15 protein-coding genes are annotated in these 13,449 nt (G+C 56.0%); 11 read left to right on the top strand and 4 right to left on the bottom strand.

Going from position 1 to position 13,449, the window contains the following annotated elements; all coding sequences use genetic code 11:
* The first annotated feature begins 33 nt into the window (after window positions 1–33).
* The 4 genes from metG to BUB69_RS21095 all read left to right on the top strand — a co-directional run bounded on the left by metG (window position 34) and on the right by BUB69_RS21095 (window position 4,251).
* Window positions 34–2,076: a methionine--tRNA ligase gene (gene metG, locus BUB69_RS21110; protein WP_073170143.1), complete on the top strand. Its 2,043-nt coding sequence runs from the start codon at window positions 34–36 to the stop codon at window positions 2,074–2,076.
* 115 nt (window positions 2,077–2,191) lie between these two features.
* The gene (gene rsxB / locus BUB69_RS21105) at window positions 2,192–3,223 is read left to right on the top strand and encodes an electron transport complex subunit RsxB (protein WP_073170141.1); all 1,032 of its coding nucleotides are present in this window, start codon (window positions 2,192–2,194) and stop codon (window positions 3,221–3,223) included.
* 100 nt (window positions 3,224–3,323) lie between these two features.
* Window positions 3,324–3,962: an endonuclease III gene (gene nth / locus BUB69_RS21100; protein ID WP_024686873.1), complete on the top strand. Its 639-nt coding sequence runs from the start codon at window positions 3,324–3,326 to the stop codon at window positions 3,960–3,962.
* 106 nt (window positions 3,963–4,068) lie between these two features.
* The gene (locus tag BUB69_RS21095; protein WP_073170139.1) at window positions 4,069–4,251 is read left to right on the top strand and encodes a PA3496 family putative envelope integrity protein; all 183 of its coding nucleotides are present in this window, start codon (window positions 4,069–4,071) and stop codon (window positions 4,249–4,251) included.
* 129 nt (window positions 4,252–4,380) lie between these two features.
* On the opposite strand, the gene BUB69_RS21090 is transcribed toward BUB69_RS21095, so the two are convergent.
* Complete coding sequence (locus BUB69_RS21090; protein WP_002554843.1) at window positions 4,381–5,007, bottom strand: response regulator transcription factor; 627 nt, start codon at window positions 5,005–5,007, stop codon at window positions 4,381–4,383.
* Between the two features lie 1,255 nt (window positions 5,008–6,262).
* Here BUB69_RS21090 and BUB69_RS21085 point away from each other — a divergent pair.
* The 3 genes from BUB69_RS21085 (at window position 6,263) to BUB69_RS21075 (ending at window position 7,697) form a co-directional block, all read left to right on the top strand.
* Complete coding sequence (locus BUB69_RS21085; protein ID WP_073170137.1) at window positions 6,263–6,799, top strand: hypothetical protein; 537 nt, start codon at window positions 6,263–6,265, stop codon at window positions 6,797–6,799.
* Window positions 6,800–6,996: 197 nt separating this feature from the next.
* Window positions 6,997–7,374, top strand: a complete 378-nt coding sequence (locus BUB69_RS21080) for a hypothetical protein (protein ID WP_073170134.1) — start codon at window positions 6,997–6,999, stop codon at window positions 7,372–7,374.
* 38 nt (window positions 7,375–7,412) lie between these two features.
* Window positions 7,413–7,697: a hypothetical protein gene (locus tag BUB69_RS21075; protein WP_073170132.1), complete on the top strand. Its 285-nt coding sequence runs from the start codon at window positions 7,413–7,415 to the stop codon at window positions 7,695–7,697.
* Window positions 7,698–7,771: 74 nt separating this feature from the next.
* On the opposite strand, the gene BUB69_RS21070 is transcribed toward BUB69_RS21075, so the two are convergent.
* Together BUB69_RS21070 and BUB69_RS21065 are read right to left on the bottom strand one after the other, a co-directional pair.
* Window positions 7,772–8,989 carry an argininosuccinate synthase gene (locus tag BUB69_RS21070; RefSeq protein ID WP_004881872.1) on the bottom strand — a complete coding sequence of 406 codons (1,218 nt, stop codon included), beginning with the start codon at window positions 8,987–8,989 and terminating at the stop codon, window positions 7,772–7,774.
* A 132-nt stretch (window positions 8,990–9,121) separates the two neighbouring features.
* A complete protein-coding gene (locus BUB69_RS21065; protein ID WP_073170130.1) occupies window positions 9,122–10,024 on the bottom strand; it encodes an OmpA family protein in 903 nt (300 codons plus the stop codon).
* A 146-nt stretch (window positions 10,025–10,170) separates the two neighbouring features.
* Between BUB69_RS21065 and pyrC the strand changes: the two genes are divergently transcribed.
* The 4 genes from pyrC (at window position 10,171) to bfr (ending at window position 12,976) form a co-directional block, all read left to right on the top strand.
* On the top strand, window positions 10,171–11,214 hold the full coding sequence (pyrC, locus tag BUB69_RS21060; protein ID WP_073170128.1) for a dihydroorotase: 1,044 nt from the start codon (window positions 10,171–10,173) through the stop codon (window positions 11,212–11,214).
* Window positions 11,211–11,888 (top strand): ribonuclease T, encoded by a 678-nt coding sequence (gene rnt / locus BUB69_RS21055; RefSeq protein WP_024686865.1) that lies wholly within the window; start codon window positions 11,211–11,213, stop codon window positions 11,886–11,888. The genes pyrC and rnt overlap by 4 nt, the downstream gene beginning before the upstream one ends.
* Before the next feature lie 198 nt (window positions 11,889–12,086).
* Window positions 12,087–12,305, top strand: a complete 219-nt coding sequence (locus BUB69_RS21050) for a bacterioferritin-associated ferredoxin (protein ID WP_004881868.1) — start codon at window positions 12,087–12,089, stop codon at window positions 12,303–12,305.
* Between the two features lie 200 nt (window positions 12,306–12,505).
* A complete protein-coding gene (gene bfr, locus BUB69_RS21045) occupies window positions 12,506–12,976 on the top strand; it encodes a bacterioferritin (protein WP_024686864.1) in 471 nt (156 codons plus the stop codon).
* Window positions 12,977–13,090: 114 nt separating this feature from the next.
* Here bfr and grxD read toward each other — a convergent pair whose 3' ends face one another.
* A complete protein-coding gene (grxD, locus tag BUB69_RS21040) occupies window positions 13,091–13,417 on the bottom strand; it encodes a Grx4 family monothiol glutaredoxin (protein WP_073170126.1) in 327 nt (108 codons plus the stop codon).
* Window positions 13,418–13,449: the final 32 nt, after the last annotated feature.

Here is a 13,449-nt window from a genome sequence, read left to right as displayed (position 1 = left end):
CGACCTCCGTTTCAGTTCAAGTAGCCGAGCCCCATGTCCGAGCCACGCAAGATTCTCGTTACCAGCGCCCTGCCCTATGCCAATGGTTCCATCCACCTTGGTCACATGCTCGAGTACATTCAGACCGACATGTGGGTGCGTTTCCAGAAGCATCGCGGCAATCAGTGCACCTATGTCTGCGCAGACGACGCCCATGGTTCGGCAATCATGCTGCGTGCCGAAAAGGAAGGGATCACCCCTGAACAACTGATCGCCAACGTCAAGGCCGAACACAGCGCCGACTTTGCCGATTTTCTGGTGGATTTCGACAATTTCCACTCGACGCACTCGGATGAAAACCGCGAGCTGTCGAGCATGATCTATACCCGTCTGCGCGATGCAGGCCATATCGCCACGCGCTCGATCACTCAGTATTTCGACCCGGAAAAGAAAATGTTCCTGGCGGACCGCTTCATCAAGGGCACCTGCCCGAAATGCGGCACCGAGGATCAGTACGGCGACAACTGCGAAAAATGTGGCGCGACCTATGCCCCAACCGACCTGAAAGACCCTAAGTCGGCGATTTCCGGTGCGACACCCGTCCTCAAAGACTCCAAGCACTTCTTCTTCGACCTGCCGGCGTTCGACGCCATGCTCAAGCGCTGGACGCGCAGCGGAACCCTGCAGGATGCCGTCGCCAACAAGATTGCCGAATGGCTGGACAGCGGCCTGCAACAGTGGGATATCTCCCGCGATGCGCCGTATTTCGGTTTCGAAATCCCCGACGAGCCAGGCAAGTATTTCTACGTATGGCTCGATGCGCCCATCGGCTACATGGCCAGCTTCAAGAACCTGTGCGCACGCCGTCCCGAACTCGACTTTGACGCTTACTGGGGCAAGGACGCGACCACCGAGCTGTACCATTTCATCGGCAAGGACATCGTCAACTTCCACGCCCTCTTCTGGCCAGCCATGCTGGAAGGCGCTGGCCTGCGCAAGCCAACCGCGATCAATGTTCACGGCTACCTGACCGTCAACGGCCAGAAGATGTCCAAATCCCGTGGCACGTTCATCAAGGCGCGCACCTACCTCGAGCACCTGTCGCCCGAGTACCTGCGCTATTACTACGCCTCCAAACTGGGCCGTGGCGTGGATGATCTGGACCTCAACCTGGAAGACTTCATTCAGAAGGTCAATTCCGACCTGATCGGCAAGGTGGTGAACATCGCCAGCCGTTGCGCAGGCTTCATCCATAAAGGCAATGCCGGGGTCATGGTGTCTGCCAACCCTGCGCCGGAGCTGACCGACGCATTTCTTGCCGCTGCGCCAGGCATTGCCGAGGCCTATGAAGCCCGCGATTTCGCCCGCGCCATGCGCGAAACCATGGCCCTGGCCGACCGCGCCAACGCCTACATCGCTGAAAAGGCCCCTTGGGCGCTGGCCAAACAGGAAGGCAAGCAGGATGAAGTCCAGGCTGTGTGCGCCCTTGGCATCAACCTGTTCCGCCAGTTAGTGATTTTCCTCAAGCCGGTATTGCCGAAACTGGCTGCCGACGCCGAGGCGTTCCTCAACGTCGCCCCCTTGACCTGGGATGACCACAAGACACTGCTGGTCAACCACACGCTCAATCCGTTCTCGGCACTTATGACGCGGATCGATCCGGTCAAGGTTGAAGCCATGACCGCCGCATCCAGGGAAGATCTGGCAGCAAGCGCCACCGACACCGCGCCTCAAGGCAACGGCGAGCTGGTCAAGGATCCTCTCTCAGCGGAAATCGACTTCGACGCGTTCGCAGCAGTCGACCTGCGCGTTGCCCTGATCCTCAAGGCCGAGCACGTGGAGGGGGCAGACAAACTGCTGCGCCTGACACTGGATATCGGCGACGAGCAGCGTAATGTGTTTTCGGGTATCAAGAGCGCTTACCCGAACCCGAGCGAGCTGGAAGGTCGCCTGACCATGATGATTGCCAACCTCAAGCCTCGCAAAATGCGCTTCGGCATCTCGGAAGGCATGGTGATGGCGGCAGGTCCTGGCGGTGAAGAAATCTACCTGTTGAGCCCGGACAGCGGCGCCAAGCCCGGCCAACGCATCAAGTAAGCGACAGAAAAGCCCGGTATTCGCCGATAGACGGCGGGTGCCGGGCTTTTGCATATCCGCAACAATGACCCTTTGAACCCTACTGGCTAACGCCTGTTCGCTCCCCGGCAAGCGCATGAACCTGATTCAGCACATTGACGCTCTCCTTCCGCAGACACAATGCGGCAAGTGCGGGCACCCCGGTTGCAAGCCTTATGCGCAAGGCATTGCCGATGGCGAGGCGATCAACAAATGCCCGCCCGGTGGTGACGAAACCATTGCCGGGCTGGCAAAACTGCTGGCCCTTCCGGTTTTGCCTCTGGACACGGAGCGCGGATCGGCACCGGCGCAGGTCGCCTTTATTCGAGAGGCCGAGTGCATCGGCTGCACCAAATGCATTCAAGCCTGCCCGGTCGACGCCATTGTCGGCGCCGCCAAGTTGATGCACACAGTGATCATCGACGAATGCACAGGCTGCGATTTGTGTGTGGCACCGTGCCCTGTGGACTGCATTGAAATGCATCCTCTACCAGCCCTGGTATCGCCCGCGAACGCAATTATCCCCTTGGTGGGTGACCTGGCACTGAGCGCACCGCAGCGGCAAGCCCGTCTCCACAAGCGCGACCAGGCCCGCCGCCGCTTCGAATCGCGCAACAGACGCCTGCAGCGCGAACAGGACCAGCGTCAGGCCGAACGTATGGCCAGAGCGCAGAAAACGGCTCCAGGCCCGACGTCTCGACAAGAGACCGGCAGGACTGAAGTCGCTGGCATTGATGAACAGGCACTGAAAAAAGCCCGCATCACGGTTGCCATGAGTCGAGCGCAGTTGAACAAGTCCCTCAAGGCGTTCGGACACCCGCCCATTGCCGAACAGGCCAGGCGGCTGGTCGAACTTCAGCTCGAGTACGAGGCCGCCGAGCAGGCTCTGGAACAGCTTCTTGGCGCTACACACGCTGTGGTGGCAACCCCGATAGCCAAGAAGGATGACAGCGCGGTGAAGCGTGCCAGAATTCAGCAGGCCATGGCCCGTGCAGCCCTTGCGAAGGCACAGGCGGGAGCGTCTACACCAGACCAGCTGGACGCGCTGAATCAGCAACTGCAGGATGCGCAGCGCAAACTCGACGCGCAAGAACGTGCGCTGTCGACATCGGCTGACCAACCGACCTGAGCCACTGTCACCAGCCCATTTGGCAAACCGACGGTACAGTGGCAAATTACGATCCAGCCGCCATCTGGCAGTCGGACCTACCCAAGGAATCGCGTTTTTCATGAATGCTGCAAAACGTCTGGAAATTTTCCGAAGGCTCCACGAGGACAACCCCGATCCTAAAACCGAACTGGCGTACACCACCCCGTTCGAGCTGCTTATTTCGGTGATTCTTTCGGCGCAGGCAACCGACGTCAGCGTCAACAAGGCAACCGCACGCCTGTACCCCGTCGCCAACACACCCGAGACGATCTACGCGCTGGGCGTCGATGGGCTGTCCGAATACATCAAGACGATTGGCCTGTACAACAGCAAGGCCAAAAACGTCATTGAAACCTGCCGGTTGCTCATGGAGCAGCACAACAGTGAAGTACCAGAAACCCGCGAAGCACTGGAAGCATTGCCGGGCGTAGGACGTAAAACCGCCAACGTGGTACTCAACACGGCTTTCCGCCAGGTTGCCATGGCCGTTGATACGCACATTTTTCGGGTCAGCAACCGAACCGGCATTGCTCCTGGCAAAAACGTCGTGGAGGTAGAAAAGCAGTTGATGAAATTTGTACCCAGAAATTATCTGCTGGATGCGCATCATTGGCTGATACTGCACGGGCGCTATGTGTGCCAGGCACGCAAGCCCCGCTGCGGCAGTTGCCGGATCGAAGACTTGTGCGATTACAAACTGAAAACGTCCGACGATTGATGCAGATAGATTGTTGCCGGCTGATCGATTGAAAAAATCTTTTTTACCCGCTTCATGTTTGTCGATATAAGGTGCGCCAACAGAGCCGAAGCCTGGAGTCACCTTCATGAGTACTGGCAAAGAGCAATTAGACATCGATGACGAATTTGTCGCCGTCGAAGCGGATGAGACCGAGCAAGCCCCTAACGAACCGGCCAAGACCAATCTGAGCAAGCGGCGCACCATTGATAATCTGCTTGAGGAGCGACGTCTGCAAAAGCAACTGGCCGACTACGATTTCGACCTTTAGCCATTTCGAGCACGGGATAGCCAGAGCATGCCAGCGTCATTGAAGCCTCTTTTGGCAAGGGGCTTCAATCGGGTTGACGTACTGCGCATTGAACGGCACACAGCCACACGGCCCCTGACGGGCCTCACCTCACACCAGCCCGTTACGTTGTGCCAGCTCGATCAGATCGACCAGTGAGTGCGCATTCAGCTTGAGCAGCAGACGCGTCTTGTACGTGCTGACGGTCTTGTTGCTCAGAAACATGCCGTCCGCGATCTCCTTGTTGGTTTTACCCCTTGCGAGTTGTTGCAGAACCATCATCTCGCGCCCGGACAGCCGGTCGACCATATCCGATTCGCTCGCATTCCCCATGCTGGAACGAACCGTGTGCAACGCCTGGTTGGGAAAATAGCTGTAGCCCGACAACACGGCCTTTATGGCGCTCAACAGCTCGGTGAGGTCCTGTTGCTTGCAGACATAGCCCGCTGCGCCCGCCTGCATGCAGCGCATCGAGAAATGGCCGGGAGCCTGGGACGTCAGGATCAGAACCTTGAACGGCAGGGTCATCGCCGACAGGCGCGCAATGACCTCCAGCCCGTCGAGCTTGGGAATACCGATATCCAGAATGACGATATCCGGCAGGTGTTCACGGGCAAGCTGCAGCGCATCCACTCCATTGTCAGTCTCCGCAATGACCTCGTAGCCATGACGCTCCATCAGCATGCGTACAGCGAGGCGAATGACGGGATGATCATCCACGATCAGCACTTTATTCATGGGCAGTCCAATTTTCGCTATTCGAGTTTTTAGAGTCAGCACAATAGCTTAGTCGTTTAGTGCTTTGCATGGCGCTTACCCCCGCGGACTAACAGCCAAAGACCATTCATACAACCACAGCAGAAAACTCCTACAAATCTCGCCGTGAGCGAACACTTTTTTTACAGTTTTCACGAAGCCTTCCTTTTGAGAATCCAATAATTTGTGACCACAGAGAACGCCGATATAGAGGCATTGGCGTTAGAACCCATGAGTTGGAGGTAAAGCAATACCCCTCACAACGGGTCGAAGAATCTGATAGCAACCCCAGGTAAAGCCAGGTTCGCGACCTTCTGCAACAGAAGCTGCTTGCACACACTCAAAGAACATAAAGCCGGGCTTGCGTTATGCCTATACCGTCTAAAAACAAGCGAGCCCAGATATCCATGCCGCATTCAGTGTGCACTTCCAACGACCCAACGCCCACGCGCCTTGTCTGATAATCCCGTTCCTGATGGAGCACTGGCGTCAACGCCAAGGAAACAGGCACGCTTTCTAAGGCGCCCATATCGGTCGACTAACCCGTAAATGGCCATCATTCATCATTGGATCCCGTTGAGAAATTACACGCATACAGCAGCAGTTTTGTACAAATAAATGTTTAACGACTTCAGCTACAGAAATTACAGAAACTTCCTACACCCAGTTGACTTCTCGAAAAGCTCGACGCCCCATAGTGATGCCTACTTTCCGGGCCTGCGAGCCAATCAAGGCAGCGACCGGCACAGGTATTTCTTACGAAAACCTTCATTGGCGTCTTACGACGACTGTCAGAAACAGCTCATCCGACAAGTAGCTAATACCATATCCACCTATAAAGCCATAGCCAGTCGAGCAAAGAAGAAATGTACTACAAAACTTACAGACAACGTTATAGAGTACGTAAGACGACGTCAAAACCCGCAAATCAATTCATGTAACGCTCTACTTTTTTACTTGCAAATTTTATTACCAGTCGTTACTTTTTTAACAGCACATTCATTAATGTTGATGCGCACACTCACTTCACTACTATTAAAGTGTTGTGACACGCACTGCCGAGCATCAACATTATAAAAACAACACTTATATAGACTCTTGTTATCGAGAGCAGAAAGGATTCTGGCGACATGAACATGGCCCATCACCTGCATCGGCCCGTGGACAGTGCCCTATCAGGACGGGCACAACCGCGGGTGGGGCCATGTGTATAACCATGTTCAAAAAGGGATAGACCATGAACATCAAAAAAGCTTGTAACCCCTCTGACGACCCCGCCAGACTTGATCTGATCAGCGCCGTGGAGGCGTTCGTTGCACAGGGTGGGGTCATCGCCGTCATTGATGACGATGAAAGAACAGAAACGTCAGGCCCTTTATTGAATCGCGAAACGACGCTTGATTCTGAGGCTGAAAAACTCGCCAAACTCGAACTATTGAAAGGCCTCGTGGCCAAGGGGGCTGGCGTTTCCACCCTTCAGTATTCCCTGCGCATGAATAAGAAAGCCATCCGCCAGATGGCGGTTGAAAATGGCATAAAACTTAACTTCAGTCGACCGATACGTTTAAGCCAGAAGGAGAATCGATACGACACTACCGATATTGACGACGTCGTTGCCGGCCACGCGATGCATTACTCCAGCCTGGGGTATACAGCGCCCGAGATCGCACAGGTACTGGGCTTGAGCCTTCGCGAGGTATGGAACATCGGCAAGGCCTATCGGTTCGAGTTCAACCAGCGACGCGGACTTGCCAGCCACGAACCGGACCGTTAACACAGTTTCGGCTGGAAGCCGATGGCCGCACCGGTGTCATTTAAACATGGGCGTTGATACGGAAGGGAGCAGTTCGATCAAAAGCCATTCAATATAACGTTAACGCACACCACCCGAACATTGCCGTAAAACACTTCCATGACGCGGCGCTGATCATCCAATACCTGCGCACTGCACGTCGCATTGAGGCAGGCAGCATGATCAGCGCCTTATTCGATAACGTTACATTCACAGAAGCACGTCAACCCATGAAAAATCGTCTTCCTGTCATGAACCCGATCAGCATGATTGCGATATTCGCAAGTTTATCGGAGGCCTCGGCGACTGCCGTACTGCCGTACCTGGACGAACACAATCAGCAGATTTATATCTGGTTCCTGATCGCGTTCCCCTCCGCGTTGGTGCTGCTGTTTTTTCTGACGATAAACTTCAATCCCAAGGCGCTTTATTTACCGTCACAACACGCTCATGCAGCGCCGCTGCACACGCCGCCAGACGGTTATACATGCAGTGAAATATATAAACATTCCATGCGGTATGAAACGGCGTGCCGCACCGGAAAGCCTGACCCGTGACACACCCTTTCTTTCAACCAACTTTCGGTGGACACACCATGTCGAAGTTAAGCGAGTATCGAGACCTTGAGAAAAAACTGAACGCTCTTATGGAGCGACTGGAATGCCTGAAAGGCAACAGCCAACTGTCAAAGGAGATGGAGTTTGAGAAGAGACTGTTTTCGCTGATGAATCGTTACAGCCTGAAAAAAGAAGACCTGTTGAGTTTTCTGAACTCACCTTTCGGACTCTTTGCAAATAACGTGAGCGAGCAGAAAACGGCTGACGGAGGACGCGAGGGAAAGGCACGTAAAGCAGGCAGGGGAAAAACGTTTAAAGCGTAACTGGTCGATCAACGAACCTGAATTTTGAATGCAGCCCGTTCAGGGCTGCATTTTCAAACGAACGAACCACTGGATCAGAACAGCTTGCGACCCTTGTTCGCAGCGATGCGCATGCGCAAGGCATTGAGCTTGATGAACCCTGCAGCGTCAGCCTGATCGTAGGCACCCGCGTCATCTTCGAACGTTGCAATGTTGGCATCGAACAGCGAATCGTCGGACTTGCGGCCGGTCACGATCACGTTGCCCTTGTACAGTTTCAAACGCACAACGCCGTTCACGTGCGCCTGAGACGCATCGATCATCTGTTGCAGCATCAGACGCTCAGGGCTCCACCAGTAACCGGTGTAGATCAGGCTGGCGTACTTGGCCATCAGCTCATCCTTGAGGTGAGCGACTTCGCGGTCCAGGGTGATCGATTCGATCGCACGGTGGGCGCGCAGCATGATGGTGCCACCAGGGGTCTCGTAGCAGCCACGGGACTTCATGCCCACATAACGGTTTTCCACGATGTCCAGACGACCGATACCATTCTCGCCGCCGATGCGGTTCAGGGTGGCCAGGACAGTCGCCGGGGTCATTTCAACACCGTCCAGCGCGACGATATCGCCATTGCGATAAGTCAGCTCCAGGTAGGTCGCGACATTCGGCGCGTCTTCAGGAGACTTGGTCCAGCGCCACATGTCTTCTTCGTGTTCGGTCCAGGTGTCTTCCAGCACGCCGCCTTCATAGGAGATGTGCAGCAGGTTGGCGTCCATGGAGTACGGCGATTTCTTCTTGCCGTGGCGCTCGATCGGAATGCCATGCTTCTCGGCATAGTCCATCAGCTTCTCACGCGACAGCAGATCCCACTCGCGCCAAGGGGCAATCACTTTTACACCCGGTTTGAGTGCGTAGGCGCCCAACTCGAAACGCACCTGATCGTTGCCTTTGCCGGTTGCGCCATGGGAAATGGCATCAGCGCCGGTTTCGTTGGCGATTTCGATCAGACGCTTGGCGATCAGAGGACGTGCGATGGAAGTACCCAGCAGGTACTCGCCCTCGTAGACAGTGTTGGCACGGAACATCGGGAACACGAAGTCGCGAACGAACTCTTCACGCAGATCGTCGATGTAGATTTCCTTGACGCCCATGGCCTGAGCCTTGGCGCGTGCAGGCTCGACTTCCTCGCCCTGACCCAGGTCAGCAGTGAAAGTCACCACTTCGCAGTTGTACGTGTCCTGCAGCCACTTGAGGATTACCGAAGTATCCAGACCACCGGAATACGCGAGAACTACCTTGTTTACGTCCGCCATGCCATCACTCCACCGCGTTGTACGGAAAACCGACGATTCTACCGTTCAAAGCAGCAAATTTACAGGGGCGCGACAGCTTGTGACGACGAGGCGACAGGTTTTGTCAGCCTCGCGACAGATAAGGAGGGGTTGTCAAGACATGTGAGCAGCGCTGGCCGAGGCCACTGGCACCGGGCGTTCTTCGGGCGCAACACGCTCAAGGTGAACGTTGACCCGACGGTTGCGTGCGCGATTGGCGTTGTTGGTGTTGGGCGCCAACGGGTATCGCTCGCCATGGAAGCGCAAGGTGATCTGCTGCTCTGGAATGCCTTGGGCTTTCAGGTAATCCATGACTGCAAGGGCACGACGACGTGACAGGTCGCGGTTGGTCAGGCGATTGCCGCTGTTGTCGGAGTGACCGTCGAGCTCGATATGGTTGACCGTCGGGTCGGCCTTCAGATACGCAACCATATTGTCCAGACGCGCTTTGGCAGCGGCGTCCAGTTCGATGCCGCCGCCAGGGAAACCGACCTCGGCCTGTTTGACCTGATCGAAGTTCATCGGCAGCAGTTTCGCGGTACAGGCCTGATATTCGGTGAACGCCTTGCTGAACTTGACGGGCAGCAGGCGCACCTCCATCTGCCCGCCATCGCGGGAATAGTGACGGATCAGCGGGGTGCGTCCCTCCATCAGGCCGTTGATCAGACGTCCGGCCTGAGCATGAGAGGTATTGAACGGTATTTCGCCGTTGCTGACGCGCACCGACCCCAGGTTGATGTCGCCCCGCCCCGGCTGCCAGGGCGCCGCAGCCGCCAGCAATGTCGCAGAACCGTTGCCCAGCATGTTGTAGGACGCCTTGAGCCGGAATGTGGCCTGCTCACCCGCACGGCGCACGAACTCACCCACACCGAAATCGGTGATGGGCTGAGTCAGACGGCACTCGAACTGATCGCCCTCCACTTTCCACTCGATGCTCTCCAGACGCGTCTGGAAACTGATGGCCATCGCTGGAAGGCTGGCGAACACGCTGAGCAGGGCTAGATATCGCTGGCGCACGGGAGGCTCCACTTGAAATGATCGCGAAACAAAAAACGCTTTCTATGTCGAGCTATCGGTAACTTCCTACAAAACTTGATAGCGGGTGCCTGAGAGAGTCTTTTCCGGTAGCATTCCCTGCGAGTTTGACCCGCCTGGAATCCCCAATGTCTGACCGCCTGACCCTACTGCGTCCCGACGACTGGCACATCCATCTCCGTGACGGAGCTGTTTTGCCCCACACCGTCGCTGACGTAGCGCGCACCTTTGGCCGCGCAATCATCATGCCCAACCTTGTGCCGCCCGTTCGCAATGCACAGCAAGCCGATGCCTATCGTCAGCGCATTCTCGCTGCACGCCCGGCCGGCAGCCGCTTCGAGCCGTTGATGGTGCTGTACCTCACCGACCAGACAACGCCGGAAGACGTGCGCACCGCCAAGGCCAGCGGTTTTGTCCACGCGGCCAAGCTGTATCCGGCTGGCGCCACGACAAATTCCGACTCGGGCGTGACCGGCATCGACAAGATTTTCCCTGCGCTTGAAGCCATGGCCGAAGTCGGCATGCTGCTGTTGGTGCACGGTGAGGTCACGCGGGGCGAAATCGACGTATTCGATCGCGAGAAGGTGTTCATCGATGAACACCTGCGACGCGTTGTCGAACGCTTCCCGACGCTCAAAGTGGTGTTCGAACACATCACCACCGGCGAGGCCGTGCAGTTCGTCAACGAAGCATCGGCCAATGTCGCAGCGACCATCACCGCGCACCACCTGCTCTATAACCGCAACCACATGCTGGTAGGCGGTATTCGGCCGCACTTCTATTGTCTGCCGATTCTCAAGCGCAACACGCACCAGTCGTCCCTGCTCGATGCCGCTACCAGTGGCAACGGCAAGTTCTTCCTGGGCACAGACTCCGCTCCGCATGCGCAACATGCCAAGGAAGCGGCCTGTGGTTGCGCCGGCTGCTACACCGCTTACGCTGCCATCGAAATGTACGCAGAAGCCTTTGAGCAACGTAATGCCCTGGACCAACTGGAGGGCTTTGCCAGCCTTCACGGTCCGGCGTTCTACGGCCTGCCTGCCAACCAGGACACCATCACGCTGGTGCGTGAAGAGTGGACCGCCCCTGCCAGCCTGCCGTTTGGCGAGTTGTCCGTAATACCGCTGCGCGCAGGTGAAAAACTGCGCTGGCGCCTGGAGGAAAACGCGTGAGTGAAGATCATTTCGACGACGAACTGGAAGGTCATGGTGGTGGCGTTGGATCACGCCATCCGATGGCTGCCCGCTTTCGCGGTTACCTGCCGGTCGTCATCGATGTAGAAACCGGTGGCTTCAATTCAGCCACCGATGCGCTGCTGGAAATTGCAGCTGTCACCATCGGCATGGACGAAAGAGGCTTCGTGTTCCCGGAGCACACGCATTTCTTCCGCGTCGAGCCGTTCGAAGGCGCGAACATCGAAGCCGCTGCGCTGGAGTTCACCGGTATCAAGCTCGATCACCCGCTGCGCATGGCGGTCAGCGAAGAGACCGCGCTGACCGATATCTTCCGTGGCGTGCGCAAGGCTCTCAAGGCCAATGGCTGCAAGCGCGCGGTGCTGGTCGGCCACAATGCCAGCTTCGACCTTGGCTTTCTGAACGCTGCCGTCGCTCGACTGGACATGAAACGCAACCCGTTTCACCCGTTCTCAAGCTTCGACACCGCAACACTGGCGGGCCTGGCTTACGGTCAGACCGTACTGGCCAAGGCCTGTCAGGCCGCCGGTATCGATTTTGACGGCCGTGAAGCCCACTCGGCCCGCTATGACACGGAAAAGACTGCCGAGCTGTTCTGCGGCATCGTCAATCGCTGGAAGGAAATGGGCGGCTGGGAAGACTTCGACGACTGAGTCATGCCCTGCTGATGAACAGACCGGCCTTGTGCCGGTTTTTTCATGTTTCCCCCGCCAGTAAACCTGCTCGACGTCCAAATCAGGATGACCACTCATCGCTCTGCCTGAATCTAACCCAAAACAGTTTTGACAAGCATTCTCATTACCATTAGTCTCCTGATCACCCAGCCATAAACCAGCGATGGTCCATAGCTTATGTATGTTTGTCTCTGCCAAGGTGTTACTGACGGTCAAATCCGGGAAGCCATTCTGGAAGGCTGCTGCAGTTATCGTGAAGTTCGCGAGACGCTGGGTGTTGCAAGCAAGTGCGGCAAATGCGCCTGCCTGGCGAAGGAAGTGGTGCGTGATACCCTGACCGAGCTGCAAAGCAGTCACGCTGCACTGGCCTATACCACAGAATTTACAGCGGCCTGATTACCCCATTTCGAAGAACCGGACTTGATGTCCGGTTTTTTTATGCCTGTAATTCAAGCGCTTAGCGTCAAGATGCGGAACTCAAACATTCTTATTCCTATTTAATTTCACTTATTATTCAACAACTTAGGTTTGACAGACATTCAAGGGCAGCTCACACTCGCGGCTTATATACACAAGCCATTGGCAGGACCGCGAACATGAAAGGCGACATTACAGTCATCCAGCATCTCAACAAGATCCTCGGAAACGAGCTGGTCGCCATCAACCAGTATTTTCTGCATGCGCGCATGTATGAAGACTGGGGTCTAAAAAAGCTGGGTGCGCACGAGTATCACGAGTCCATCGACGAGATGAAGCATGCTGACAAGATCATCAAGCGCATCCTGTTCCTTGAAGGCCTGCCTAATCTGCAGGACCTGGGCAAGATCCTGATCGGTGAGCACACCAAGGAAATGCTTGAGTGCGACCTGAAGATCGAGCAGAAAGGTCTGGCTGACCTGAAAGCAGCCATCGCCCACTTCGAAACCGTTGGCGACTTCGGCAGCCGTGAACTGCTGGAAGATATCCTCGAGTCCGAGGAAGAGCACATCGACTGGCTGGAAACCCAATTGGGCCTGATCGACAAAGTAGGTATCGAAAACTACCTGCAATCGCAGATGGGCGACTGATCGTCGGACACGCTGCAATGAAAAAGCCCGCCTCCATTGGAGAGCGGGCTTTTTCTTGTCTTTAAAACCGCTTGATGCATCGGCCTGTTACAACCGATCCATCACCGTGCGGTTTTACTCGGCCTTGGCGGCCGATGCGTTCTTGACCAGCTCTTGCAGCGAGCCGTCCGCCATCATCTCGGTGATGATGTCGCTGCCGCCGACCAGTTCACCGGCCACCCACAACTGTGGGAAAGTCGGCCAGTTGGCGTACTTGGGCAGGTTGGCGCGGATTTCAGGGTTCTGCAGGATGTCGACGTACGCGAATTTTTCGCCACACGCCATCAATGCCTGGGAAGCCTTGGCCGAAAAACCGCACTGTGGCGCGTTCGGAGCGCCTTTCATGTAAAGCAGAATGGTGTTGTTGGCAATCTGCTCTTTGATCGTTTCGATGATATCCATGAAGCACCTCGGCTGAATTTTCCGACTCAGTT

Origin of the sequence: Pseudomonas asturiensis, assembly GCF_900143095.1 — a bacterium.
Lineage (GTDB): Bacteria > Pseudomonadota > Gammaproteobacteria > Pseudomonadales > Pseudomonadaceae > Aquipseudomonas > Aquipseudomonas asturiensis.
This window is presented reverse-complemented; position numbering and strand designations above follow the sequence as displayed.